This window comes from Bacillus sp. ISL-51 (assembly GCF_018613535.1).
Classification (GTDB): domain Bacteria; phylum Bacillota; class Bacilli; order Bacillales; family Bacillaceae; genus Bacillus.
The window spans coordinates 269,829-295,491 of record NZ_JAGGQB010000003.1; the positions used below are offsets into that span (position 1 = coordinate 269,829).

The window sequence follows — 25,663 nt, forward strand, 5'->3', positions numbered from 1 at the left end:
AAAAACTTCGTGATAATCTTATGTAAACGGTTACACACATTAAAAGGAGGAGTGCTTGTTGGCAACGATTAAGGATGTCGCAGGCGCTGCCGGCGTCTCTGTTGCTACGGTCTCCCGTGTGCTGAATGACAATGGCTACGTGCATGAGGACACAAGAACAAAGGTTATGCTTGCGATGGAGAAACTGAATTATTATCCGAATGAAGTTGCCCGCTCTCTTTATAAAAGAGAATCCAGACTGATCGGGCTTTTGCTTCCGGATATTACGAATCCCTTTTTTCCGCAGCTTGCCCGCGGCGCTGAAGACGAATTACAGCGCCAAGGCTATCGGCTGATCATCGGCAACAGTGATGAAGAATTGGAAAAAGAGCTTGATTACCTTCAAACATTTAAACAAAACCAAGTCGCCGGAATTTTGGCTGCTACAAATTATCCTGATCTTCCCGAATACAGCGGCAGTTTTTACCCGGTTGTTTTTCTGGACCGGGCAAAAGAAGGCGCTCCGTCCGTATTCAGCGACGGACGGGCCGGAGGAAAAATCGCGGCCGAGGAAATGCTGCGCGGAGGAAGCAAATGCATCACGCTTGTCAAAGGCCTGGACCATCTTCCCACGGCTCAGGAACGGTTCAGCGGCGCACTTGACGTGCTGCAGCACGCAGACGCACAGTTCCAAGTGCTGTCAGCCGCTTCATTTTCACTGAACGATGCAGCGGCTTTAGCGGAAGAATTGTTTGCCGCATATCCGGAGACCGACGGAGTCATTGCCAGCAATGATATGGCGGCGGCGGCCGTTTTGCACGAGGCGCTGCGGCTCGGAAAAAAGGTCCCGCAAGATATCCAAATCATCGGCTATGACGATATCCCGCAAAGCAGGCTGCTGTTCCCGCCCCTTTCCACCGTTCGCCAGCCGGCATATGAGATGGGAAAAGAAGCTGCAAACCTGCTGTTACATATGATAAAAAAAGAACCGCTGACAGAGACGGCCATTCAAATGCCTGTCACTTTCATCAAAAGACAAACGACGAGAAAGGATGATGATCATGAGTAAAATTTGCGTAATCGGCAGCTGTTCTATGGATTTAGTCGTCACATCGGATAGACGTCCGAAGGCTGGTGAAACCGTACTCGGCACAGCCTTTAAAACCGTGCCCGGCGGAAAAGGCGCAAATCAGGCCGTAGCCTCCTCCCGCTTAGGCGCAAACGTTTATATGGTGGGAAAAGTCGGAGATGACAGCTATGGAAAAGCAATTGTCGACAACTTACAAGCAAACGGCGTAAATACGGAATATATGGAAACGGTTACACATAAAGAAAGCGGCACGGCTCATATTGTGCTGGCCGAAGGAGACAACAGTATCGTCGTCGTCAAAGGCGCAAATGATGACATCTCCCCTGACTATGCGACAAAAGCGATCGCTGAGCTATCCAGCATTGATATCGTACTGATTCAGCAGGAGATTCCGGCAGAAACCGTTGAGGAAGTATGCAGCTATTGCCGCGCACGCCATATTCCGGTCATGCTCAACCCGGCGCCTGCCCGTCCGCTGAAAGCAGCAATCATTGAAGATGCCGCATATGTTACGCCGAATGAGCATGAAGCATCCATCTTATTTCCTGACAGAACTAAGGAAGAAGCGCTGGCTGCTTATCCCGGCAAACTGTTCATTACCGAGGGAAAAAAAGGCGTGCGGTACTCAAATGGCGCCTCAGAACGCCTCGTTCCCTCCTTTCCTGTTGAGGCAATAGATACGACCGGCGCGGGCGACACCTTTAACGCGGCATTTGCCGTCGCTCTTGCGGAAGGACAAGACATTGAACAAGCGCTTCTGTTTGCCAACCGTGCCGCCTCCCTGTCGGTGCAAAAATTCGGCGCCCAAGGCGGCATGCCGTCCAGAGAAGAAGTTGAGGAGCTGCTGTCATGAAAAAACACGGTATCTTAAACAGCCACATTGCCAAACTATTAGCCGATTTCGGCCATACAGACCTCATTGCGATTGCAGATGCCGGTTTGCCCGTCCCCGACGGAGTGATCAAAATTGATTTGTCCTTACAGGCGGGTGTTCCCGCCTTCCGGGACGTCGCCGGATTGCTGGCTGAGGAAATGGCCGTTGAAAAGGTCATTGCCGCTTCAGAAATCAAAGACGCAAACCATGAGAATGCCAGCTTCTTAGAAAGCCGATTTTCAGAGCAGCCGATTGAATACATCCCCCACGAAGAATTCAAACGGCTCACACAGAAAGCAAAAGCCGTCATTCGAACAGGTGAAATGACACCATACGCCAACTGCATCCTGCAGGCGGGTGTGATTTTCTAGAAAGAAGGGATACAGAATGCACATCGTCATGACTGATATTCATAAAGCATTCGGAAAAAACCAGGTGCTCTCCGGCGTCTCATTTGAGCTTCAGCCGGGGGAAATCCACGCTTTAATGGGAGAAAACGGAGCGGGCAAATCCACTTTGATGAACCTGCTCACCGGACTGCACCGCCTCGACAAAGGGCATATTTCAATTAACGGGACAAGAACGTGCTTCTCCAATCCGAAAGAAGCCGAGAAGCACGGAATCGCTTTTATCCATCAAGAGCTGAATATATGGCCGGAAATGACGGTGCTGGAAAACCTCTTTATCGGCAAAGAGCTGACGACAACATTCGGCGTATTGGATATGAAAAAAATGAAAGCGCTAGCAAAATCACAGCTTAAAAAACTGGGCGTCTCTCTTCCTCTTGATCTGGAAGCCGGACAATGCTCTGTCGGCCAGCAGCAAATGATTGAGATTGCCAAGGCGCTGATGACAAACGCCGAAGCCATCATCATGGACGAACCAACCGCAGCGCTGACAGAACGGGAAATCAGCAAACTGTTTGAAGTAATGACGGCATTAAAAAAAGATGGCGTGTCCATCGTCTATATTTCTCACCGGATGGAAGAAATCTTTTCGATTTGCGACCGCATCACAATTATGCGGGACGGCCTCACTGTCGATACGGCCAACATCAAAGACACAAGCTTTGATGATGTCGTCAAAAAAATGGTCGGGCGTGAGCTGACTGATCGTTATCCGGAACGCACCCCCTCTCTCGGCGACAAGGTGTTTGAAGTAAAAAACGCTTCGAAAAAAGGGAGCTTTTCAGAGATCAGTTTCCATGTGCGCGCCGGAGAAATCCTCGGTGTCTCCGGTTTGATGGGTGCGGGACGGACAGAAATTATGCGGGCGCTGTTCGGCATCGACCGTCTTGATTCGGGAGAGATATGGATGTCAGGACAGCAAATAAAAATTCAAGGGCCGCATGACGCCATTCAAAAGGGACTCGGCCTGATCACGGAAAACCGCAAAGATGAGGGGCTGCTGCTGGATACATCCATTCGGGAAAACATCGCATTGCCGAGCCTGACGAGTTTCTCCCCTAAAGGCATCATTGACCGAAAACGCGAAGCGGAATTTGTCGAGCTGCTCATCAAGCGGCTGACCATTAAAACCGCTTCTTCTGAAACTGCTGCGCGCCACTTGTCCGGAGGAAATCAGCAAAAAGTAGTCATCGCCAAATGGATTGGGATCGGCCCTAAAGTTCTTATCCTCGATGAACCGACAAGGGGCGTGGATGTAGGTGCGAAAAGAGAAATTTATTCATTAATGAATGAACTGACCGATCGCGGCGTCGCCATTATTATGGTGTCTTCCGAGCTTCCGGAAATCCTCGGCATGAGTGACAGAATCATCGTTGTCCACGAAGGGCGCATCAATGGAGAAATCAATGCGGCAGGCGCCACACAAGAACATATTATGACACTTGCCACGGGAGGGCAGCAGGATGAAAACTGAACCAATGAAATCAACTGAACAAAAGCGTTTTTCTTTTGATACATTTACGCAAAAACTCGGCCCGTTTCTCGGATTATTGATTCTCGTGATCATCGTTTCCATTTTAAACCCGAGCTTTTTAGAGCCGTTAAATATCCTCAATTTGCTTCGCCAGGTTGCGATTAACGCGCTGATCGCATTCGGAATGACCTTTGTGATTTTGACGGGCGGGATCGACCTTTCTGTAGGAGCGATTCTCGCCTTATCCAGCGCCTTGGTCGCCGGAATGATGGTGTCCGGCATTGATCCGATTCTCGCTGTCATCCTTGGCTGTGCAATTGGCGCGGTCCTCGGCATGATCAACGGTTTATTAATCACAAAAGGAAAAATGGCGCCATTCATCGCCACTTTGGCGACAATGACGGTTTTCCGCGGATTGACCCTCGTGTATACGGACGGCAATCCGATTACGGGGCTCGGCTCTGGTTACGCTTTTCAATTATTCGGGCGCGGTTATTTTCTCGGCATTCCCGTTCCCGCCATTACCATGCTGATCACGTTTGCCCTTCTGTGGATTCTTCTGCATAAAACACCATTCGGGCGGCGGACGTACGCAATCGGCGGCAATGAAAAAGCGGCGCTGATATCCGGGATTAAAGTGCCGCGCATCAAGATCATGATCTATTCTCTGACAGGTTTGTTATCGGCTCTGGCCGGCGCAATTCTGACATCCCGTTTAAACTCCGCGCAGCCGACAGCCGGAGAATCATACGAACTGGACGCCATTGCCGCGGTCGTTCTCGGCGGAACGAGCCTTTCCGGCGGACGCGGACGCATTGTCGGGACATTAATCGGGGTTTTGATTATCGGGACGCTCAATAATGGATTGAACCTTCTCGGCGTGTCGTCTTTTTATCAGCTCGTCGTCAAAGGAATCGTTATTTTAATCGCGGTATTGCTGGACCGCAAGAAATCGGCATAGGAGGATATATATGAAGAAAGCCATCATTGCGATAGTCACATTATCATTGTTTTTGCTGTCTGCCTGTTCACTTGATCCGCCTCAATGGGCGAAACCGTCATCCTCGAAACATAAAAAAGAATATACGATCGGCTTGTCCGTGTCCACGCTGAACAACCCGTTCTTCGTGTCACTAAAAGAAGGGGTTGTGAAAGAAGCGAAGAAACGGGGCATGAAGGTCATTATCGTAGATGCCCAGAATGATTCATCTAAACAGTCAAATGACGTGGAAGATTTGATCCAGCAAGGAGTCGACGCATTGTTAATCAATCCGACTGACTCATCGGCGATTTCCACGGCCGTCGAATCGGCGAATTCACTCAGCATTCCTGTCATTGCTCTTGACCGCTCCGCTGAACACGGCAAAGTCGAAACGCTCGTTGCGTCTGACAATATCAAAGGGGGCGAAATGGCGGCTGACTATCTCGCGGATCAGCTCGGAAAAGGCGCCAAGGTCGCTGAACTGCAAGGGGTTCCGGGCGCTTCTGCAACGAGAGAGCGGGGCACGGGCTTCCACAACATTGCCGACAAGAAGCTGAACGTCGTAACAAAACAAGCGGCCGATTTTGACCGGACAAAAGGACTGACCGTCATGGAAAACCTGCTGCAAGGCCATCCCGACATTCAAGCCGTGTTCGCCCATAATGATGAAATGGCGCTCGGCGCGCTTGAGGCGATCAATAGCTCAGGAAAACACATTCTTGTCGTCGGTTTTGACGGAAATAAAGACGCCCTCGCTTCTGTAAAAAATGGGAAGCTGACTGCCACTGTGGCCCAGCAGCCGGAACTGATCGGAAAATTGGCGGCTGAAGCGGCTGAGCAAGTTCTGAAAGGAGAAAAAGTCAAAAAAAACATTTCCGCGCCATTAAAGCTTCGGACACAAAAGTAACCGCCTGATGTTTATTCTTTAGCCAAAACGTGAAAAGAATAAAATAAAAGGAGAGAGATAGATGAAGAAACCAGCAAAAACAGCGTCCATTCTCACCCTGGCCGCAGGGATTACGGCGGCTTCCGCAGCCGGCATCGCGCCGATTCCGGAAAGCCATGCCGCAGAAGCGGTCAAGATTGACGACCTATACAGCTATCCGTTAGACTCTTATCTCGTTTCAGCCGAGGCATTGCACGTAAGAACAAAAGCGTCAGCAGCAAGTCCGAAAGCTGATATCCTTCATTTAGGCGACAGCTTAAAGGTTATTTCATATCCGAATGCCGACTGGGCTAAAGTTCATTATAAAAACGGAAAAACCGGATTTGTATCGACTCATTATATTGTCAAAGAAGCAACGACGGTGAAAACAACAGCCAAAACAAAGGTATATACAGAAAAAGCCGTCAAAACAACCCTTCCCAAAAGCACAAGCGTTTCTTTTCTAGGCTGGAAAAAGACCCCTAACGGCGGCTTTGATTTCGGCTGGGCGCTTGTCGATTACGGCGGCTCAACCGGATATATCAGCACAAAAGATCTCCAAAAGTTAAAATAATGTCAAAACGGATTTCGCAATTCAGCGCGAAATCCGTTTTTTATTCCCTAACGGCATATAGAAATGTCGGAAGACCGGAATATTTCCTGAGAAATATTGTCGGATCCTCGCCGGATTAATGCATCACCTGTCCGCCCGTGACATTTATAGATTGGCCCGTCATATAGTTCGCCTTATCAGAGGCATAGAATATAACGGCATTGGCTATATCATCATACGTGCAGCCCCGCTTCAGCGGAACTTTATCCGTGTACACCCGTTCAACCTCGTCCTCCTGTATTCCGAGCTTTTTCGCATATTGAGGAATAAGACTTTGGAACATTGGGGATTTCAGCAAATTTCCCGGCATAATGGCGTTTACGCGGACATTATGCTCTGCTAAATCCAGCGCCAGGCTCTGCGTCAGACCGACACCGCCGAACTTAGATGCCGAGTAAGCAGAATTATGTTTGCTGCCGACTTTTCCGGACTTGGAGTTAATCTGAATAATATTTCCACCGCCTTGTTTGATCATGACTTTCGATACCTCTCTGGCACAGAGAAAATAACCGGTCAGATTGACATCCATCGTGGCATTCCAGTCATTGAGATGAAAATCGGTAATTTTCGTGCTTTTTGCCACACCCGCTACATAGACCAGCAAATCAATCCGCCGAAAAGCGCGTACAGATGTCTCGACCATCTCCGCCACTTCTTCTTCTTTCGTGACGTTCACTTTGACGGCAAGCGCCTCTCTCCCGTATGTAGCCTTTATGGAAGCCGCCACCTTTTCAGCTTTCTCAGCCTGAATGTCTGCCGCTATGATGTCATAGCCTTCTTCGGCGAGACGGCAGCAGAGCGCTTCTCCCAAACTTTGTCCGCCGCCCGCTACTAACGCTACTTTCCGCAGTTCTTCCATTTCATTCGCCCCTCTTTACAATTTGTATTTTACTGTCTGCTTTCGGTAATGTAAGCCCAGCTTTTTCTAAATATAATGAGCCGGGCAGTTCAGGGACATCAGAACCGTCAAACTTCAAGGTGATGTGGCCCAACGCTTCCAAGTTTTTCTTTACCGCCTCTCCGACCGCGGTTATGCAGTATTCTTTCCCATTTAAGGTTAAAATGTCGCCGGCTTCAATGCTGCCGTTGACCTTATTTATCGAAATGAGCAGGCAGAAATCCGATAATTCCGCCGGCGCGTTTTCCCCGAACAGAATAAACATCCCCTCTGAAAGAAAATCCGCCGCCGAAGCTCCGATCTGCTGAATGTTTGTTTCATATAAAGTTTGCAACACAAGCTCCCCTTTGTTAATCGTATAGACCATAGCTCGCCAGCCATGCAATAAACACGGTCGGCGCTCCCGTTAAGAAACGGGAATACAGCACCGAAGGCACGCCGACTTCAATCGTTTCCGTTTCAGCATCCGCGAGCCCCAATCCGACCGGGACAAAGTCTGCCGAAGCCTGTGAATTGATCGCAAACAGCGCGGGCAATGCCAAGTGCGGCGGAATATTTCCCTTTCCGATTTCCACGCCGATTAATGACCCGATCACCTGGGAAATGACGGCGCCCGGTCCCAAAAAAGGTGATAACAAAGGAAACGAACAGATTAATGAAATCAATAGCAGGCCCCACAAGGTTCCGGCGAACGGTGATAAATACGATGCAAAGAGATCACCGATTCCTGACGCTTTTATGACACCGATCAGCATGGCGACAAACGCCATAAACGGCAGAATCGTTTTAATGACAGTATCAACCGCATCTCGGCCTGCCTGATAAAACACACTGACGACAGACCCCATCGCCATTCCGACTTTGGCCATTAATCCCTTAGGCTTTTGCTGTTCACTAATTTTTTTATCTGCGCTATACTTAGCCTGAGTATCTTCTTTAGGCGAAGAACTGCTCTTGCTGACATTGGATGCATGAGGTGTGGCAGCACCTTCTGATAATGCAATGTCAGCTTCTTTTACTCCTGAAACATAAATATCTTCTGTAATATGTTTTGCTAACGGACCGCTTGCGCCGGTCGGCATTATATTAATGGTGGGAATCCGTTTTTGCGGATAAAGCCCGCAGCGCAATGTCCCGCCGCAATCAATGATGACACACGCCATTTCCTGCTCCGGCACACTGGTCTTAAAACCGTCAACAAGCTCTCCTCCCGATAATGCCGCTATTTTATCGGCAATGGCCGGCTTAGCCCCTCCTGTGACGTACACAATTTTATTTTTTCCGTCAGCCGGCGTTATCGTTAACGGCCCTCCAAAACCGCCCGGTCCCGCTTGAATTTGAATAGAATGATATGTTCGGCTCACCTGAACTCCCCCTTAAAGGTCTACCGTATTTTTCAGCTTCACATTCTGCTGTCTGGCTGCAAATGCTGTCGTCGCATCTGTGATCCATCCCCTGAAAAAGTTTGTCACAAGGCCTACCAAAAAGTAGCGCAGCGCAAGCTCAGTCGTATCAAGCCCGAGTGTGGTAATTCCCGCTGCGATGCCTAAAAAGACGAATAATTCCCCCGGATTGACATGCGGAAACAGGCCGTTGTGCGTATGGCACGAATACGAAGCCGCCGCATAATAACTCGGTTTATATTTTTCCGGTAAAAATCGTCCCAGTGACAATGTCATCGGATTGGCCAGAATAAAGGTCCCCGCGGCCGGCAGGATAAAATATCTGCTGAAGGGATTTTTGCCTGATTTTTTAGCGATTGCTTCCACCCGCTCCTGACCGACAAACCGGATCAGCGCATTCATGGCAACAAGAAGCATAATGAGCAAAGGCACAATATCTGTCACCAGGCTGACAAAGGTCTCCCCGCCTTCTCTGAATAAGTTCATAAAACCGTTCGCGGCCTTTGTAATCATATCCATTTCATCACCCCGTTTTCTTTTTTCTCCTTACCGGAAATAAATCCGCTAAGCTTTTTTTCTGTTGAAGCTCACCTCCTTTAGAGAGAATGTGATAGCTGTTTAATGCGTCACGAATGGCGATTTGCGTCAGGCGGTCAGCTGTGCTGATATCCTCCTCAGTCAGTGCGGGAAAATATTTTCCGTTAAACCCCTCCAATTGTCTGATTCTTGAGAAAACTGTAAGCCCTTGCATTTTTTTAGCGGCTGTGATGCGGTTTTTTCCGTCAATCGCAAACATTACAACCGTACCGGCCTGCACCCGCGCCGTTCTTTTGCCGATGACCACTCTCCCCAGCTTTCTCAATTTTGCATATTCTTGATTAAAATGCCTGATCTGCAAAAAACCGAATGCACTTTGGAGAAGCCACGCCAAAGCGATGATAGCAATCATCCACATCATAGGCGCGGCTCCTTCAATAAAGAGTGCGCGGTTTCGTCTGTCGTAATGAAGCAGTTCATGTAACCGCCTTTCAAGGCACCGAGGATGGACGGCACTTTTTCTATTGATTCCGCGATGCCGATCGTGTATCTCGTTTGTTTCAGCTGCTCCAGCTCAATCGCTATCGTACGGTCGGAAAGCTCTGAATCCACCAGTGCCCCGTCCCGGCCGTAAAAACGGGAACAAATATCGCCAATTGCTCCAAGCTCATTCAAATCATTGATATCCTTGTCGCCGTAAAAACCCGTCCAGATCATATTGGAAGATTTGATCGGCGCGCCGATTCCGATAACCGCTACCGACAGCTTGCGCCAGAAATCGGATATTTTAGAAAAGTAGTGGGATTGGACGATGTCCCGCTTTGTTTCTTTTCTCTCTACCACCGCCGAGGCATCAATAAATTGAGCGGTTCCGCCAAAGTCGTTCGCAATGTTATAGACGATTGTATTGACATGATATTTCGTGTCCATTGTACCCGGACCGCCGACTAAAGGGACAAAATAAGCGTCACGTTTCGGGCAATTATGCAGTTCCCCCACCATTTCGGCCAATGTGCTTCCCCAAGCAAACCCGACGACATCGTTATCTTTTACGATCCGCTTCAAAAGCTCGGCACCGGCTTTTGCGATCAATGATTTTTTTTCCTGATCGGTCTGGCCCGGCTGAACGGGAATGACGATGGCTTCCTTCAGGCCGAATGCTCGCTCTAATTCTGTCTCTAAATTGATTTGCCCCGCTAACTCATTATCAATGGTAATCTTGACGATTCCTTCCTCACGGGCTTTTTTTAACAGCCTGCTGACCGACGTGCGGTATATGTCGAGCGCTTTTGAAATATCACTTTGCGTCATGTCATGCTCATAATACATTTGAGCGATTTTGACTAAAAGACGCTTTTCATCTCCTTGATTCACCTGTCTCACCCCTTTGCACAAATGTGCAATATATAGTCATATGTGCTATGGTTGCGCTTTCAGTATACGGTTTCATACCAATTGAGTCAATCATTTTTTATATAGAACAAATGAATGATATAAAGCCGATTCGTTTACCTTAATAAATGGAGGTGGCATCATGGATCATTTTGAAGAAGCGTATGAACAATATAAGCACCGCGAGACTGAGAAACAGCCCCCGGCACATCCGGGTGAGGAAGAAATTATCGCTGTCAGAAGAAATGATGACGGCAATATCATCGCCGTGAAGACAAACAGGGGCAGAGAGCTTGATTACCCTTCAGCATTAGCCGAAGCTAAAGCCGGCCTGCTTGCCCACACGGACGTCTTTCATAAATACGGGCGGGATATATTGCGCAGTGAGCCGGACGGGATAAAGGAAAATAATTTAAGCGAGCTGCCTGAGTTTTAACAAAAAAAGCCCTGATGATCAGGGCTTTTGCTTAAAATGATTTTTTGATGTAGCCGGCCAGCCGTTGTGCGCTGTCGGCAATGTCGGCCGCACCGGTGTTCATTACGCCGTAAAACGCGAAAGGCGGCAAATATGTCATGCCGGTAAAATTGCACGTTGCCTGAAACGGTTTTAAAAGCTCGCTCAATGAAAAATGATTGGCGCCGCCGGCCTGGTATTTATCCTCTTCGGCACCGACGGAAACAGCCAGCATCAGTTCCTTTCCGCGGAGCGCTTTTCCTTCAGATCCGTAAGCCCATCCATAAGTCAGCACATGATCAAGCCATTTTTTTAAAAGCGGAGGCGAGCTGTACCAATACAGCGGAAATTGAAAAACAATCCGATCATACTGTTCGCACAGCTGCCGCTCCTTCTCCGCGTCAATTTTTTCATTCGGATATTCTTTATAAAGCTCACGGACAGTAATATCATCATGGGTTTTTAATTCTTCCGCCCACGCCTTATTGACTGCCGAGTTTTCCATATCGGGATGAACAACTAAAACCATTGTTTTCACAGCAACCACACCTTTATCTTTTTGACTATATTTTACTTTATTCCGTTCAGACAAACAAAAGAAAAGCACCTCCACATTTTAGATTTTGTCTAAAATGCGGGGTGCACTTCAAAAAGGACTTTCTTTTTTATTGATTATTCAGGGCTTCCTTCTGTCGTTTCAATATCTTTCGCAAAGTCAGGGTTATCTAAGTTTGCGTTGAAGAAGTCCGCCGTGTTCGGAAGTTTGAGGTTCATGTTCAATTTTTGAGAAATGGTGACGGTGCACTCTTCAATCACATAGTCAAACACGTGCCCCCCGGAATTGCGGCCTTCATCAATGAAATGCAGATGATAGCCGGAAACAGCAATACCGTTTGCGTAACCAGGTGTCCAGAAGCCCGCGATCGTTCCGTTAATGTTGTCGAAGTTAAACACAGGCTGTGTTTTTACCGCTTCAACCATCGGCACGTACGGTTTCTCCTGACGTTCTACCGTTCTCGTCTGCACTTTTTTAAATACGCCGTCTAAACGGATCGCATAAAATAAGTTTTTGCTCGGCAGAAGGCTTGCGATTTCCTGTTCAAATTCTTCGCGCGTCATTCTCGCATCAATTTTGTGCGTGATATCCGGTGTAAAGAACGTAAATGAACAGAAAGGTGACAGGTCTCCGCTTTGCACGGGCGTTGCCGTTCCGTCGCCGCGCAAACGGTAAAATTCTCCGTCAAACCCGATCAGTTCGCCGTCCAGTTTGTTAAAGGTGCCGATTCCGAAATCTCCGAATTTCGGAATGTCAGCCATATCAAAATCTCCGTCATACACTCCGTCCAACAGAGAAGTCATTGTTGATACTTGATAGACCTGATCCTCGGGCCGGCTTTTTTTTCCGCGGCTCAGCACTTGAATGTCGCTTGTATTTTGCATATTCCCTTCACTCCTTTTAAGTTTGGTCTGTTCATCTGAAAACAGGTTCGTGGTGCGCAGAGTGCTAGAGAGCTTTTGCTTTCATTTTTTCTTCAAATTGCTTCGGAAGCATGTCGCTTGAAAGATGGACGTTGTCGCTGTAATCGACCGGAATGTCGATGATAACAGGCCCCTCTGTATTCAAGCCTTTTTGCAGCACGTCTGCAAGCTGTTCCGGTGATTCGACACGCAATCCGGTAGCGCCGAAGCTTTCTGCATACTTTACGATGTCAATGTTTCCGAAATCTACGCATGATGTACGGTTATATTTTTTCATTTGCTGGAACGCAACCATGTCATATGTGCTGTCATTCCAGACAAGATGAACGATAGATGATTTCAGGCGGACCGCCGTTTCCAATTCCATTGCCGAGAACAGGAAGCCGCCGTCTCCTGATACGGAAACCACTTTTTCACCAGGATTCACTAATGTTGCGGCAATTGCCCAAGGAAGAGCTACGCCCAATGTCTGCATTCCGTTGCTGATCAACAGCTTCAGCGGCTCATAAGCACGGAAATAGCGTGACATCCAAATGGCGTGAGAGCCGATATCACATGTAACAGTCACATTGTCATCGATTGCGCTGCGTAATTCCTGCACGATTTGCAATGGATGCACTCTGTCGGAATTGTGTTCAGCAGGAGCCTTTTCACTTTCAAGAAGCATTTCTTTTAATTCGTCAAGCACTTCTTGTTTATGGCTGCACATATCAAATTTCACCGCATCATGTTCAATTTGTTTGACAGTGGCGGCGATATCACCTAACAATTCAAGTTCCGGCTGGTATGCATGGTCGATATCCGCCTGAATCTCGTCAAGGTGGATAATGGCGCGGTCGCCTTTTACATTCCAGAACTTCGGATCGTACTCAATCGGATCATAACCGATCGTTAATACGACATCCGCCTGTTCAAGCAGAAGATCGCCCGGCTGGTTGCGGAACAGTCCGATCCGGCCGAAATATTGGTCCTCCAGCTCTCTGGACAATGTGCCGGCACCTTGATATGTTTCCACGAACGGCAGTTTCGTTTTCGCAAGCAATTCGCGGATCGCTTTGACCGCTTCCGGTCTGCCGCCTTTCATACCGACTAACAGAACGGGGAGTTTCGCCGTCTGGATTTTTGCAATGGCTGCGCTGATTAATTCTTCCGGTGCAGGTCCTTGTTTCGGTGACGGCACGCTGCGCACGTTTTTCACACTTGTGATTTCATTCACAACATCTTGCGGAAAGCTCACAAAAGCTGCGCCTGCCTGACCTGCTGACGCTGCCCTGAACGCGTTCGTTACCGCTTCTGGTATATTCCCTGTTTCCTGTACTTCTACACTGTATTTTGTAATCGGCTGAAATAACGCCGCGTTGTCCAATGATTGGTGTGTCCGTTTTAACCGGTCGGACCGAATGACGTTTCCTGCCAGTGCCACTACCGGATCACCTTCTGTATTAGCCGTTAACAATCCGGTTGCTAAATTGGATGCCCCCGGGCCTGAAGTCACCAGGCATACTCCCGGTTTTCCCGTTAACCTTCCGACAGCCGCTGCCATAAACGCAGCGTTTTGTTCATGACGGCACAAAACCAGTTCAGGTCCTTTATCTTTTAACGCATCAAATACCGCATCGATTTTTGCACCCGGAATGCCAAATACATGTGTGACACCTTGCTCCACTAAGCAATCAACAACAAGCTCCGCCCCACGATTCTTTCCAGAGGTTTTTAATTCATTTGCTGCTTTTGCCAACACCCTCACTCCTTATTATGCATATTAAATATAAAATTTTAAGTAATTTGTGATATTATTCACTATACACTCTTTGGAAATTGACCTCCAATATCAATTCGCCGTATGATTAATATGTTTCACGAATAATTAACCAAAGGAAAGGAATGGTTAAGGATGGAGCTGCGCCACCTTCAATACTTTATTGCCGTTGCCGAAGAACTTCATTTCGGCAAAGCCGCGCTTCGGCTGAATATGACCCAGCCGCCCCTAAGCCAGCAGATCAAACAGCTCGAAAAAGAAGTAGGCGTGACCTTATTGAAGCGGACGAAACGGGTTGTGGAGCTTTCTGCAGCCGGAGAAAGTTTTTTAAAACACAGCAGAAACGCAATCGAACAAATAGACAAAGCGATTGAAATGGCTCAGCGGACAGCCCGGGGGGAACTCGGCCGCCTCGTCGTCGGCTTTGTCGGCTCGGCTACATATGAATTTCTGCCGCCGATCATTCGGGAGTTTCGTGAATTATTCCCCTCCGTTAAGGTAGACCTGCGTGAAATATCTTCTTTCAGACAGCAAGAAGAGCTCTTAAAGGGGAATATTGATATCGGCATCCTTCATCCGCCTTTGCAGCACTCGGCATTACATATGGAAAAAGTGCAAAGCAGTCCGTGCATTCTCGCTTTGCCGAAACAGCACCCGCTTGCCGCTAAGAAAATAATAGAAATTCAAGATTTAGAAAATGAACCGATTATCACCTTGGCTAAAGAAACATGGCCGACTTTATATCTTGAATTTGTAAATTTCTGTGAACAGGCAGGTTTTAAACCGAAAATCATTCAAGAAGCGACGGAATACCAAATGGTGATTGGATTGGTAAGCGCGGGCATTGGCATTACCTTTGTGCCCTCTTCAGCCAAAAAGCTGTTCAACCTTGAAGTCGCCTACCGGGACATCAATCATATACAGCTTACCGCCGAATGGGTCATCGCCTATCGCAAGGATAACCAAAATCCGATTTTGAAACATTTTCTCGATATTGTGAATAAACGCCAGGCTTTATTACAAGCGAACGTGACAAACACATAAAAAAGGAGGCACGCCGAAGAGCAGCCTCTTTTTTTTGTGTGGCTTTTATGGATTTTTATGAAATTAATAGAAACGCTCAGTACACCTTACAGCCGGTACTCGTATACATACAGTACAACTGATTAGAAGGGATAAAAATACTGGTGCGGCATTTACCTATTCAAAAGGAGGCAGGACATATTTCACATATAAACGTCATGTTAACCCTGATTTCATTTTTGTTGACAATCATTCTTATATTTTGGAGACCAAAAGGATTAAATGAAGCCGTGCCTGCAACACTGGGCGCCATTCTCGTTTTACTATGCGGGACTGTTTCCCTTTATGACTTGTGGGATATTGGGTCAAAAGTCACCGAAGCATCTCTTACGATTATTTCCACGATGGTCATGGCTATTGCGTTAGAAAGCTTCGGTTTTTTTTACTGGGTGGCAGCCAAGCTGCTTCATCGAGCAAAAGGATCAGGCATCCGGCTTTTTTGGTTAACGAATCTGCTTTGTTTTTCTATGACTCTTTTCCTGAATAACGACGGCAGTGTGTTAATCACCACCCCCATTTTACTGTTGGTTTTAAAATATCTCGGGCTGAAAAAACATCAAAAAACACCTTATTTGATAAGCGGCGTCTTAATTGCGACAGCGGCAAGCACCCCTATCGGCGTAAGTAATATCGTTAATTTAATTTCCCTCAAAATGATTGGAATGGATCTTTATTTGTATACCAATATGATGTTCGTCCCCGGTATATTGGGGCTTATATTTATGGCGTTCCTGCTGTTTGCTTTCTTTTACAAACGCCTGCCGAAACAGCTGCCCGAAATTCCGTCTTATTTTGATTCCCTGGAGCATAAAAGATACCATCCTCTCCAGCCCGGCCCTGAGCTGACAGGAGACAGCCGGACGAAAGTCATGTTTTGTGTCTTGATGTTTGTTTTTTTAGTCAGAATCAGTTTATTTGCAGCTTCGTACACCGGCATATCAGTTTCACTTGTGGCAGTTATCAGCTCTGTCATCCTGCTCAGCTGGAGATGGTGTTATTTAAAAATAGGCCCAAAAGATTTATTATTAAAAGCGCCTTGGCATATTTTTGTTTTTGCCTTCACTATGTATATTGTCATCTACGGGCTGCATAATATCGGACTGACCGCATTGCTGGTTCAATATCTCGAGCCTTATGTATCACAAAGCATCGCCCACGCGGCATTTATTATGGGTCCGGCTACATCTGTCCTCTCTAACCTATTTAACAACCATCCCGCCTTAATGATCAGCACCTTGACGTTAACTGAAATGACGATTGACCCATTAACCGCAAAAATCATTTATCTGACAAATATTATCGGCAGTGATATCGGGTCTTTGCTTTTGCCGATCGGAACATTAGCTACACTCATTTGGATGCACATTTTAAAACAGCACGGCGAAAAAGTCTCTTGGAAAGAATACGTGAAAACAACTATCATTGTGATTCCGCTTACTGTCTTATTTACCCTGACTATTTTATATCTTTGGATCAGTTGGATTTATCTATAGAAGTGGAACAGGTTCAATAAAAAAACTGCCTTCTGTAAAAAGAGGCAGTTTTATCATTTATGGAAGATGCATGGTTTTTAAATGATTCAATTTCCAAAAAACCGTATTTCCGCTCGCATCGTTCAGTTCAAGGATATTATCTGAAACATTCTTTAACAGCCCCACTTTGTTCGGCAGATCCCCTAAATCCAATATAATCAGCTGACCGATATATTTTTTTAATTGCTCTTCAAAATTTCGGACAAGCGGGACATTAGAAGGAACAACCGGCAGCTCTGAGCTTTTTAATGTGTAGGGCGTTTGCTCAGTGGAGTAAGGAGTCAGCCATTTTAAATGATGCATTGAGATAAAAAGAGTCTTATAAACAGGAGAGAAGAATACGATATAGTCATTTAAAACACTTGTTACATATCCATGGATGGAGCGGTCCCCTGTAACGAATATTTCTGTAAATTTGCCTTTTATATTGAGAAGCGTATTCCGGTAAGAAAATGAATTCTCCAGCGTTTCGGAATGCGGATTTTCTTTTTTTGTGTAAGCTCCTTCATTTAAATCGCCCGGAAACGCCAGATTCATCCGCTGAAGGTGCAATAGCGGTATATATAAAAAATGCCGGCCGTCATAAATCACAATGATATCCTGCCCGATATCTAACAGTGTCCCTGTGAAATTCGTATTTCCCGAAATCTCGATGTCTACTTGTTTATCCACAAACTTGCTCAAACCAGCCATTTGTTTCCCCCTCTCCGCCTTATTTGTCATTCATCGCTTTCACTTACGGCCGCGCTTCCACCGATAATCCACCGTTCTTAACACCGTTCCGTAATTGTATGAGTCCTCTTTGTATGAGTCCTTTTCTCTTCTTTTTGAGGATCGATGTGATCTTGAAGATCTTGAAGATCTTGAAGATCTTGAAGATCTTGAAGATCTTGAAGATCCTGAAGATCGTGATGAAGTCCCAGTTCTTTTAGAAGAAGTATGTGACGGCACTTCTTCTGATTTCTCCTCGGCGGACTCCTTCTCATTTTGTTCCTCTTCTTTTTTAGCCGCACCTTTAGAACCCGCGCTGATGCTTTTGATATGAAAAGGATGGATCCGCAGAACTTCTTTATCCTTTACAAGGGTATAGTGACCTTCCGAATTATCAACAAGTATACCTTCTACGGCTTCCGGACCCCCGCGGTTGATGGAAACCCATTTGTGGGTCATGCTTTTAAATATACCGTGAAAGTCATCAGCCATTTCATAGTCCGCTGGCTCATCAGTTTCGTCATCTGCCGCGTTTTCCACGCTCACACTTTTAATATGGTCCGTGTTAAAGTACACAATTCCGTCATCCTCGGTTTCCAGCACAAGGAAATCATCTCCGGCTTCGTGAAGCTTTCCCTTTTTTGATTCCGGACCGCCCTGATTCAATTGAACAGTCTGGCTGATCATCCGGTGAATCAATTCTTGAAAATCATCAGCCTCGGCACATTCAATTGCCTCAGCCGGAGATAAGGTATTATTCGTATCTTCAGTAACGCTTTTGACATGCTTCCATTGATAATAAATGATGTTATTATCAACCTGGAGAGCGATATAATCCGTTTTGATATCTGCTAATCTGCCGGTCTTAGACTCGGGACCTCCCCGGTAGACAGTAATCACTTTTCCTTCCATCGAATTTAGAAAGTTGTAATCAGACCGTTGCCGATTCGTATTGCGTCTCATCTATTGTCCTCCTAGTTATTTATACATATTGGCAAACCATAATGCATATATACGTATCCCGATTATTTTAGGAACTGCTTCACCAGCCTATTTGTATAAAATCCTTCTTTCTGCCCAATTCAGACATTCCATTGTCTTAATTCACTCATAATGAAGGCTGACCGTTCTTTAATATATTCGCAGATCACATCGGGCTCCCGATCAAAGCGGTCAATCTCATCTTTTTTATAAGGATCGTTCAGAACATAAGGCCTGATTTGCTCATAGAGCGACATGACTTTCGGTTTCATATGTTCAATTGTAAATTGCGTTTTGAGCGTCTCATCCAAAATCCTTTGATACGCTTTGCGGAAATACGGTTCATCCAGAAGCCTTGCCGTCAAAGTATTAAACCCCTGGATTCTGACATAATCCGCATCCATCCGCTCCCCGTGAATGTCTCTTCCCCACGTGGCATCGTAGTCCCATGGGATGACTTCAAACAGGCCTGTTTCATGATTCCTGTACAATGCGTAATTATGAACAAACCCGTCGTAGTTTGACGTAAAGACGATGCCGGCAAGCCACCGCAAATACTTATCCACATGCAAGTGCTTCACAATTTCCGCCTTGAACTCTGACTTTGGCACCGTATTAATTTTATAGATCATATCCTGTAAGCGGAAATCGTCTTCTTCCGTTCCCGTTTTCTTTTCATATCCCAGTTCAAGTGATGTTTTCGTATCCCGCTCAAGGTCGCTGACGAGTGAGAAATTGGCGTCATCATCAACTGCGTAAAATATAGCGCCTTTGGCCATGTTCCTTTTCGCCAGAAAGTATTCATCTACTGACTCAAGCTCAAGATAAATCCCTTCATTTTTACCGTTGATTTGGATGGAAACGAAATCCGCTCTCGGTGACAGTGTGCCAAGCTCTGCGAAAAAATCCAGAGACAGTTTGTTCCGCATCATGGACGGGTCCTTGTACTCGGCATTCAAATGGATTTCTTTAGCTCCGCGATATGTTTTTGGCTGATAAAAGGCGATGTGATACGATTTTTTCTTAAAATCTCTTATATGAGAGCCGCGATACGCCAGATCAATATCCAGCCGTTTTTGTCTAACTCTCAGCACAGCAGGCACCGGATCATCATCCCAGATGTCTTTTTTCAGCTCCCGTAAGTCTTTCGGGTGAACAAACAGCTGGTACAGAGGCAATGTTGATTGGTTTTTCACCTGTAAACCCCCTTGCAGAATTTTAGGCTATTCCATTTTTACAAAACTCAGCAGAACACTTATACACTTTTTTCATCCCAGCGTACTATGTGGTAGTAAGGAGCGCATCCTTAAACTAAATTTCAAAGAGGAGGTTTCAAAATGGGCCACTATTCCCATTCTGATATCAAAGAAGCGGTAAGATCCGCAAGCAACGAGGGATTGAAAAGTTATTTGTACCAAGAGCCGCACAGCAGAAAAAGCAGTAAGAAAAAATCTCGCAGCCATAAAAAATCGCACCGTTCTCACAAAAAATCTCGCAGCCATAAAAAATCTTTCTGTTCTCACAAAAGATCCCGCAGCCATAAAAAATCTTTCTGTTCTCACAAAAGATCTCGCAGCCATAAAAAATCTTTCTGTTCTCACAAAAGATCCCGCAGCCATAAAAAAAATTGCCGTTCCAAAAAACGCTCTTACAAAAAACCTTACCGTGCTCAAAAGAAAAAACAAAACGGCAAAAAAGACGATTACTGCAGCAAAACAGAGTATTGGAAAGACGGAAATATATGGGTTGTAAAAAAATCCTACAAATAATCCGTGAAAAACCGAATATTGTTTGTATATAGGCTGCCGGCTAACGGAAGCCTTTTTTTTCCTCCGCTTTTTCCTCATATAGATATATGTCACGAAATAAGATATGCAACCCGGTCTCTTTTGTTGTTTTTCTGGATTTTCTTTCGTTATAATTAATTCATACTCAAGAAAGGCGGTCGATGTCATGTATACATTACGAGCGGAGGAACTTAGCGGAAAGGCCATCTACAAATTGCTTTCGGGTACCGTGGTACCGCGGCCGATCGCATTTGTCACTACGCTTTCATCCATTAACGGCGCTATAAACGCAGCGCCATTCAGTTTTTATAACGTTGTCAGTGCAGATCCGCCGCTTCTTGCCATCTCTGTCAGCAGAGAGGACGGACGACAGAAGGATACCGCCAGAAACGCACTGGCGAATAAGGAATTTGTCGTGCATGTCAGCGATGAGTCAATCATTGAGGACATTAACAAAACGGCGGCACGACTTGACCCTGACGCCAGTGAACTTGATCTGACAGCCCTTTCCGCTGCAGAGAGCGCCTGTGTCAGCGTACCCGGCATTAAAGAAGCAAAAGTCAGATTTGAATGCAGACTGGAGCACCATCTTCCGTTCCAAAACGACCGCGGGGAAACCACGACTGACCTCATCATCGGCAGAGTCGTTTGTTTTCATTTAGACGATAAAGTATACGATGCAGGTAAAGGCTACATACGGACTGATGCATTACAGCCCGCAGCGAGGCTTGCGGGGAATGAGTACGCCAAACTCGGTGAGAAATATACGCTTGTTCGTCCAACCTGAAACAACCGCCATTTTAATAGAAGAAACTAGTCAAAAAGACCCCTTTTACAAAGGGGCTTTTTTCTCTTATTTATAAAATTTACAAAGTCTTTAAACTGCATGCCCGCTCCCTGCACAGGGTGCCAAAACGCATTTGCGTAATGAGCTTCCAGCTGGCAGGAATGTCCCGCTCTTTTTTCACTTCATCATCAACAAACTGAAGCATGCCTGATGACTGTTCAGACCACATAGGGAAACTGTCGGCATATATGCAGTGTATGTATTTCCAGAAAACAATCACGGAATTTCATTGAACCGCTCGCTATTTTCCAATAACCTCCCCTGGACAATTCAGAGAATCTCTTCGTTTTACATCTTTTTATATTTTTCATTTCTTCTGAGATCCATCCTATCCGCATTGCGCAGAACTTTTAAGATGGTTATGCGTAAATAAAAGAAGACAGGAAAGGAGTAAGTGATATGGATTTGCTTCATATTTTTATCATCCTGCTGACCGCAGCTGCCGTCATTGCTGTTTTTTATTATGCCGCCCGAAGGATATATAACATCCCCAAACAAAACGGGCATTATGAACACGTGAATAGGGTTCATAAATGGATTGAAATTGGAATGATTATTTCTTATTTCGTAATCATTGTTTTTTATCAAAATATTTTTCTGCTCACCTTGTATTTTTCTTTATTTTTTCTCGTAAGAGCTGTTATGGAATGGAGGTACAGACCGGAAGAGAAGCAATATATCCTTTATTTATTTAATATAGGCCTCATTTTTGTGTTTGGAATAATACTATTTTTTATGAATGGATAAGTGTTATTTTTGAAGGAGTAAAACAAAGCAGCAATTAGAACACTTTTTATGCGAAGCTTTAAGACATCGGGTCTGTTATCATAACATAAGGTATCGAAAAGCCCCCGACCAAAGAGGCAGGGCATTCATTACTGTAGATAAAAAAGGTAAACATGAAGTGTTACAGTATTTTTATCGGATAAGATGCGAAGCGGAAGGAATAACCGTACCGTCTCAATAACTGAGACGGTATGATGCCGTTATATCCCGACAGCTGCCCCGTCGCCGCGCGGGTCGGCTCCTCCTTGGAGGAAGCCCTCTTCATCTATGACAATGGCGCCCGCGTGTCCCATGAGTCTGTCAAAATCGCCGACGATTTCTACATGATGGCCGCTTTGTTTCAATTTTTCTGTTGTCTCCTGGCTGATTCTATTTTCCACCCTCAGCCCTTCATAATCTTCTCCCCATGTTCGCCCCCAGACCCAGCGCGGCTCACTGACCGCCCGCTGCGGATCCATCTGATAGTCAATGATGCGCGTGATGACCGCTGTCTGTGTTTGCGGCTGTCCTTCTCCTCCCTGCGTGCCGTACAGAATTTTCGGCTTCCCCTCTTTGCAGGCCATCGCCGGCATGAGCGTGTGAAAGGTTCGCTTACCGGGTTCAAGCGTATTGACGTGTGATTCATCCAGTGAGAAAAAAGAGCCGCGGTTTTGCAGCAGAATGCCTGTCTCTCCTGCCGTTACAGCAGATCCGAACTCAAAATAAAGGCTTTGAATAAATGAAACGGCGTTTCCTTCCGAATCAACGATGGCGGTATAGGCCGTGTCACTGCCGACCGGCCTGCTTTCGGCCGGTGCAGCCAAATAGCCGATTTCTTCAGCAAGCTGCTTTGCATACGTTTTATCAAGCAGACGGTCAAGCGGAATATGGGAAAACGCCGGATCCGTCAGCACCGCGTTTCGATCTTGAAAGCTCTTTTTCAGCGCCTCCACCAGCACGTGATAATATTCAAACGAACCATGTTCAATATGATAAAAATCATAATTTTCTAATATATTCAGAGTCATTAATCCCGTAAAGCCCTGTGAATTCGGAGGCGCCTGACAGATGCTGTATCCGCGATAATCAACCGTTACCGGATCGGACCATTCGCCGCGGTGCGCTTTAAAGTCCTCAAGCGTCAGATGGCCGCCGTTGTTTTGAAGAAATGACGTGATGCTTTGGGCGATATCCCCTTCATAAAAAGCGCTCCGGCCCTTCTCGGAAATTTTCTCCAGGCTTTGCGCCAGCTCCCGTTGTACAAACCGCTCTCCCGGAACGGGCGCTGTTCCGTTTCTCGTAAAAATGTCCGAAGTATACGGAATGGAAGACAGAAGATCGAGATTTCGTTCTGTATGGGCGCATTGATCGGCGGACACGGGAAATCCGTTCGCCGCATAATCGAGCGCCGGCTTCAGCACCTCGGCCAAGGACAGACGCCCGTATGCTGTCAGAACGGCATCCCAGCTGTCTGCCATCCCCGGAACGGTAATTGCACTTTCTATCCCCCTCAGCGGAATGGCCCCTCTGTCTTTATACGTTTCTCTCGTCACATGCTTCCCTGAGCGCCCGCTGCCGTTATAAGCTTTGATCCTGCCTGTTTCTTGATGGTATGTAAGCCAAAATGAATCTCCGCCAAGCCCCGTCATATGCGGATAAACAACCGCGAGGCAGGCGCTGACCGCAACCGCCGCATCGAACGCATTTCCGCCCCTTTCCAGAATGCCTGCCCCCGCTTGGGAAGCAAGATAATGCGGACTGACGACCATTTGTTTCGTCCCGATGGTTGAAGTATTCATGACACGGCCCCTTTATATGAAATTTTCTCCAGTATAAAAAAGCTCCTCTCCCAGCATCAACTTCCCTGAAAGATAAGTTCACATACTTTTTCTTTTCGAAAAAAACACCCTTAAAATTTTTTCATTACGAAAATAAATTAAAATCAACACCTTCAAAACGAAAGGTTCTATGATAAAATATTGTCTATCCAAATGAAGGAAGGTGAAGCCTTTGGAACATGAATACAGCATTCCTCATCTTGTTCTTGATGAAACGGATAAAAATATTCTCTCTATTTTGCACGAGGAAGGCAGGATTTCTTATACAGACCTCGGAAAGCGGGTTAATCTATCGCGGGTAGCCGTTCAAAACCGTATTCAGCACTTAATGGAGGCCGGTGTGATTGAAAAATTCACCGCCGTCATTAATCCGGCGAAAATCGGCCGTCATGTGTCTGTATTTTTCAATGTGGAGGTGGAGCCGCAGTATTTAGAGGCGACGGCATTAAAGCTGGAGCAGGAGCCTGCGGTCACAAGCCTTTACCATATGACCGGACCGAGCAAGCTGCATATGCACGGCATTTTCGCAAATGATCAGGATATGGAAGAGTTTCTGACAAAGCGGCTCTATACGCAAAAAGGCGTCGTCAGTGTCGATTGTCAAATGCTGATTAAGCGATATAAAAGCAGAATGGGCATGAAATTGTAAGGGGGAAACATCAATGAAGCATCCCTATCGGGACATTGCGGCGGCGATGGTGCGCACTGGCATATTAGGATTCGGGGGCGGCCCGTCCGTTATACCTTTGATCCGCCATGAAGCCGTGAACAAATATAAGTGGATAGATGATGATGAATTCGGGGAAATTTTAGCGATCGCAAACGCACTGCCGGGTCCGATCGCCACAAAAATGGCTGCATATCTCGGCTACAAGCAAAAAGGAGCGCTTGGCGCCGCGCTTTCTGTCGCCGCTCATATTTTGCCGACCTGCTTTGCCATGGTCGCTTTGTTTGCGGCCGTTAATGTGATCAGCCGCTCCTCCGTTGTCGCAGGAATGATCGGAGCCGTGACGCCGGTCATTGCTGTCATGCTCGGCATCATGGCCTATGAATTCGGACAAAAGGCCGTCAAAGGGTTCGGCTGGGTGACGGGCATTTTGTTTTTTGCGATTGCGTTTATCGGCCTGCAGACATTATCCATTAATCCGGGCGTTGTGATTATTATTTTTCTCGCATACGGCGCTTTTCACTTTAAACTGAAAGCACAGCTGACGCGTAAGAAAAAAGATAAAGGGATGACCGCATAATGCTATTATTTCATATCTTTCTGGCCTTTTTCATTTCGAATTTGTTAGGGTACGGGGGCGGTCCGGCCTCTATTCCGCTGATGTTTGACCCTATATATAAATACGGCTGGATGTCCGGCGGCGAGCTTTCCAATATGCTGGCGCTCGCCAATGCTCTCCCCGGTCCGATCGCCACAAAGATCGCGGCCTATGTCGGCTATAGCGCAGGGAGCTGGCCGGGTTTTATTCTCGCACTGGCCGCGACGGTTTTGCCGTCTGCCATCGCGCTGATCGTGCTGCTGCGGATCATCCGGCGCTTCCGCCAATCCCCGGTTATGAAAGGCATGACTCTGGCCGTTCAGCCTGTGATCGCGGTCATGATGCTTGTTCTTACGTACAAAATCGGCGCCGACGGCATACATGCCATCGGCTGGGTTCAATGCTTGGTTATTGCTGCCATTTCGCTTGTTGCGCTAACTAAATTAAAATGGCACCCGGCGATTCTGATCGTGGCGGCTTTCGTATACGGAGGGCTGGTGATTCCTCATATATAATTGTTTATTTCGGCCCGGCGTTTTGGTTTATGATGGTGTGCGTTTCCACTTTTTGATTCATGTTTAATGGATG

29 protein-coding genes and 1 pseudogene are annotated in these 25,663 nt (G+C 46.5%); 17 read left to right on the forward strand and 13 right to left on the reverse strand.

Annotation, left to right across the window (positions count from 1 at the left end):
• Positions 1–58 precede the first annotated feature (58 nt).
• The 7 genes from J7E26_RS02925 (at position 59) to J7E26_RS02955 (ending at position 6,305) form a co-directional block, all read left to right on the forward strand.
• Positions 59–1,048: a LacI family DNA-binding transcriptional regulator gene (locus tag J7E26_RS02925; RefSeq protein ID WP_214802385.1), complete on the forward strand. Its 990-nt coding sequence runs from the start codon at positions 59–61 to the stop codon at positions 1,046–1,048.
• On the forward strand, positions 1,041–1,922 hold the full coding sequence (gene rbsK / locus J7E26_RS02930) for a ribokinase (RefSeq protein ID WP_214813076.1): 882 nt from the start codon (positions 1,041–1,043) through the stop codon (positions 1,920–1,922). The genes J7E26_RS02925 and rbsK overlap by 8 nt, the downstream gene beginning before the upstream one ends.
• A complete protein-coding gene (gene rbsD, locus J7E26_RS02935; RefSeq protein ID WP_214802380.1) occupies positions 1,919–2,314 on the forward strand; it encodes a D-ribose pyranase in 396 nt (131 codons plus the stop codon). Before rbsK ends, rbsD begins: the two co-directional genes overlap by 4 nt.
• Positions 2,315–2,330: 16 nt before the next feature.
• Positions 2,331–3,824 carry a sugar ABC transporter ATP-binding protein gene (locus tag J7E26_RS02940; RefSeq protein WP_214802376.1) on the forward strand — a complete coding sequence of 498 codons (1,494 nt, stop codon included), beginning with the start codon at positions 2,331–2,333 and terminating at the stop codon, positions 3,822–3,824.
• Positions 3,814–4,785: a ribose ABC transporter permease RbsC gene (rbsC, locus tag J7E26_RS02945; protein WP_061527973.1), complete on the forward strand. Its 972-nt coding sequence runs from the start codon at positions 3,814–3,816 to the stop codon at positions 4,783–4,785. Before J7E26_RS02940 ends, rbsC begins: the two co-directional genes overlap by 11 nt.
• 10 nt (positions 4,786–4,795) lie before the next feature.
• Positions 4,796–5,713, forward strand: a complete 918-nt coding sequence (gene rbsB / locus J7E26_RS02950) for a ribose ABC transporter substrate-binding protein RbsB (protein WP_214802373.1) — start codon at positions 4,796–4,798, stop codon at positions 5,711–5,713.
• A gap of 61 nt (positions 5,714–5,774) precedes the next feature.
• A complete protein-coding gene (locus tag J7E26_RS02955) occupies positions 5,775–6,305 on the forward strand; it encodes an SH3 domain-containing protein (RefSeq protein ID WP_214802370.1) in 531 nt (176 codons plus the stop codon).
• A gap of 115 nt (positions 6,306–6,420) precedes the next feature.
• On the opposite strand, the gene srlD is transcribed toward J7E26_RS02955, so the two are convergent.
• Genes srlD through J7E26_RS02985 form a run of 6 tightly spaced genes read right to left on the reverse strand, consistent with a single transcriptional unit; the run spans position 6,421 to position 10,556 of the window.
• On the reverse strand, positions 6,421–7,203 hold the full coding sequence (srlD, locus tag J7E26_RS02960) for a sorbitol-6-phosphate dehydrogenase (RefSeq protein ID WP_214802367.1): 783 nt from the start codon (positions 7,201–7,203) through the stop codon (positions 6,421–6,423).
• A 1-nt stretch (position 7,204) separates the two neighbouring features.
• Positions 7,205–7,579, reverse strand: coding sequence for a PTS glucitol/sorbitol transporter subunit IIA (locus tag J7E26_RS02965; RefSeq protein ID WP_396019846.1), 375 nt, complete (start codon positions 7,577–7,579; stop codon positions 7,205–7,207).
• Positions 7,580–7,592: 13 nt separating this feature from the next.
• The gene (srlE, locus tag J7E26_RS02970) at positions 7,593–8,606 is read right to left on the reverse strand and encodes a PTS glucitol/sorbitol transporter subunit IIB (RefSeq protein ID WP_214802361.1); all 1,014 of its coding nucleotides are present in this window, start codon (positions 8,604–8,606) and stop codon (positions 7,593–7,595) included.
• A gap of 12 nt (positions 8,607–8,618) precedes the next feature.
• Positions 8,619–9,164, reverse strand: a complete 546-nt coding sequence (gene srlA / locus J7E26_RS02975; protein ID WP_214802359.1) for a PTS glucitol/sorbitol transporter subunit IIC — start codon at positions 9,162–9,164, stop codon at positions 8,619–8,621.
• 4 nt (positions 9,165–9,168) lie between these two features.
• Positions 9,169–9,603: a transcriptional regulator GutM gene (locus J7E26_RS02980; RefSeq protein ID WP_214802355.1), complete on the reverse strand. Its 435-nt coding sequence runs from the start codon at positions 9,601–9,603 to the stop codon at positions 9,169–9,171.
• Complete coding sequence (locus J7E26_RS02985; protein ID WP_214802352.1) at positions 9,600–10,556, reverse strand: sugar-binding transcriptional regulator; 957 nt, start codon at positions 10,554–10,556, stop codon at positions 9,600–9,602. The genes J7E26_RS02980 and J7E26_RS02985 overlap by 4 nt, the downstream gene beginning before the upstream one ends.
• A gap of 160 nt (positions 10,557–10,716) precedes the next feature.
• Between J7E26_RS02985 and J7E26_RS02990 the strand changes: the two genes are divergently transcribed.
• A complete protein-coding gene (locus J7E26_RS02990; RefSeq protein WP_214802349.1) occupies positions 10,717–11,010 on the forward strand; it encodes a DUF3892 domain-containing protein in 294 nt (97 codons plus the stop codon).
• Between the two features lie 31 nt (positions 11,011–11,041).
• On the opposite strand, the gene J7E26_RS02995 is transcribed toward J7E26_RS02990, so the two are convergent.
• The 3 genes from J7E26_RS02995 to alsS form a co-directional block, all read right to left on the reverse strand.
• Positions 11,042–11,566, reverse strand: a complete 525-nt coding sequence (locus tag J7E26_RS02995) for an NAD(P)H-dependent oxidoreductase (RefSeq protein ID WP_214802346.1) — start codon at positions 11,564–11,566, stop codon at positions 11,042–11,044.
• Between the two features lie 134 nt (positions 11,567–11,700).
• Complete coding sequence (gene budA / locus J7E26_RS03000) at positions 11,701–12,468, reverse strand: acetolactate decarboxylase (RefSeq protein WP_214802343.1); 768 nt, start codon at positions 12,466–12,468, stop codon at positions 11,701–11,703.
• A gap of 64 nt (positions 12,469–12,532) precedes the next feature.
• The gene (gene alsS / locus J7E26_RS03005; RefSeq protein WP_214802340.1) at positions 12,533–14,245 is read right to left on the reverse strand and encodes an acetolactate synthase AlsS; all 1,713 of its coding nucleotides are present in this window, start codon (positions 14,243–14,245) and stop codon (positions 12,533–12,535) included.
• A gap of 156 nt (positions 14,246–14,401) precedes the next feature.
• On the opposite strand from alsS, the gene alsR reads away from it, so the two are divergent.
• On the forward strand, positions 14,402–15,310 hold the full coding sequence (alsR, locus tag J7E26_RS03010; RefSeq protein ID WP_214802337.1) for an acetoin biosynthesis transcriptional regulator AlsR: 909 nt from the start codon (positions 14,402–14,404) through the stop codon (positions 15,308–15,310).
• 197 nt (positions 15,311–15,507) lie between these two features.
• The gene (locus tag J7E26_RS03015; protein WP_286174463.1) at positions 15,508–16,842 is read left to right on the forward strand and encodes an arsenic transporter; all 1,335 of its coding nucleotides are present in this window, start codon (positions 15,508–15,510) and stop codon (positions 16,840–16,842) included.
• Positions 16,843–16,899: 57 nt separating this feature from the next.
• Here J7E26_RS03015 and J7E26_RS03020 read toward each other — a convergent pair whose 3' ends face one another.
• The 3 genes from J7E26_RS03020 to J7E26_RS03030 form a co-directional block, all read right to left on the reverse strand.
• Complete coding sequence (locus tag J7E26_RS03020) at positions 16,900–17,574, reverse strand: DUF2642 domain-containing protein (protein WP_214802334.1); 675 nt, start codon at positions 17,572–17,574, stop codon at positions 16,900–16,902.
• Positions 17,575–17,613: 39 nt separating this feature from the next.
• On the reverse strand, positions 17,614–18,555 hold the full coding sequence (locus tag J7E26_RS03025) for a spore coat protein (protein WP_214802331.1): 942 nt from the start codon (positions 18,553–18,555) through the stop codon (positions 17,614–17,616).
• Between the two features lie 119 nt (positions 18,556–18,674).
• Positions 18,675–19,769: a CotH kinase family protein gene (locus tag J7E26_RS03030; RefSeq protein ID WP_214802328.1), complete on the reverse strand. Its 1,095-nt coding sequence runs from the start codon at positions 19,767–19,769 to the stop codon at positions 18,675–18,677.
• A gap of 141 nt (positions 19,770–19,910) precedes the next feature.
• Between J7E26_RS03030 and J7E26_RS03035 the strand changes: the two genes are divergently transcribed.
• From J7E26_RS03035 to J7E26_RS18660, 4 genes and pseudogenes are all read left to right on the forward strand, one after another.
• Complete coding sequence (locus J7E26_RS03035) at positions 19,911–20,342, forward strand: CotG/ExsB N-terminal domain-containing protein (RefSeq protein WP_214813077.1); 432 nt, start codon at positions 19,911–19,913, stop codon at positions 20,340–20,342.
• Positions 20,343–20,526: 184 nt separating this feature from the next.
• Positions 20,527–21,147, forward strand: coding sequence for a flavin reductase family protein (locus tag J7E26_RS03040; RefSeq protein WP_214802323.1), 621 nt, complete (start codon positions 20,527–20,529; stop codon positions 21,145–21,147).
• Between the two features lie 459 nt (positions 21,148–21,606).
• Positions 21,607–21,954, forward strand: a complete 348-nt coding sequence (locus J7E26_RS18590; protein ID WP_214802320.1) for a DUF4181 domain-containing protein — start codon at positions 21,607–21,609, stop codon at positions 21,952–21,954.
• A gap of 28 nt (positions 21,955–21,982) precedes the next feature.
• Positions 21,983–22,174 (forward strand): annotated as a pseudogene (locus J7E26_RS18660) (hypothetical protein); the annotation flags it as partial.
• A gap of 19 nt (positions 22,175–22,193) precedes the next feature.
• On the opposite strand, the gene ggt reads toward J7E26_RS18660, so the two are convergent.
• Positions 22,194–23,771, reverse strand: a complete 1,578-nt coding sequence (gene ggt, locus J7E26_RS03050) for a gamma-glutamyltransferase (RefSeq protein ID WP_214813079.1) — start codon at positions 23,769–23,771, stop codon at positions 22,194–22,196.
• 211 nt (positions 23,772–23,982) lie between these two features.
• Between ggt and chrS the strand changes: the two genes are divergently transcribed.
• Genes chrS through chrA form a run of 3 tightly spaced genes read left to right on the forward strand, consistent with a single transcriptional unit; the run spans position 23,983 to position 25,590 of the window.
• Positions 23,983–24,459 (forward strand): chromate efflux transcriptional regulator ChrS, encoded by a 477-nt coding sequence (gene chrS / locus J7E26_RS03055; protein WP_214802314.1) that lies wholly within the window; start codon positions 23,983–23,985, stop codon positions 24,457–24,459.
• Positions 24,460–24,472: 13 nt separating this feature from the next.
• A complete protein-coding gene (gene chrB, locus J7E26_RS03060; RefSeq protein WP_214802311.1) occupies positions 24,473–25,057 on the forward strand; it encodes a chromate efflux transporter ChrB in 585 nt (194 codons plus the stop codon).
• Positions 25,057–25,590, forward strand: a complete 534-nt coding sequence (gene chrA, locus J7E26_RS03065; RefSeq protein ID WP_214802308.1) for a chromate efflux transporter ChrA — start codon at positions 25,057–25,059, stop codon at positions 25,588–25,590. The genes chrB and chrA overlap by 1 nt, the downstream gene beginning before the upstream one ends.
• Positions 25,591–25,663 lie beyond the last annotated feature (73 nt).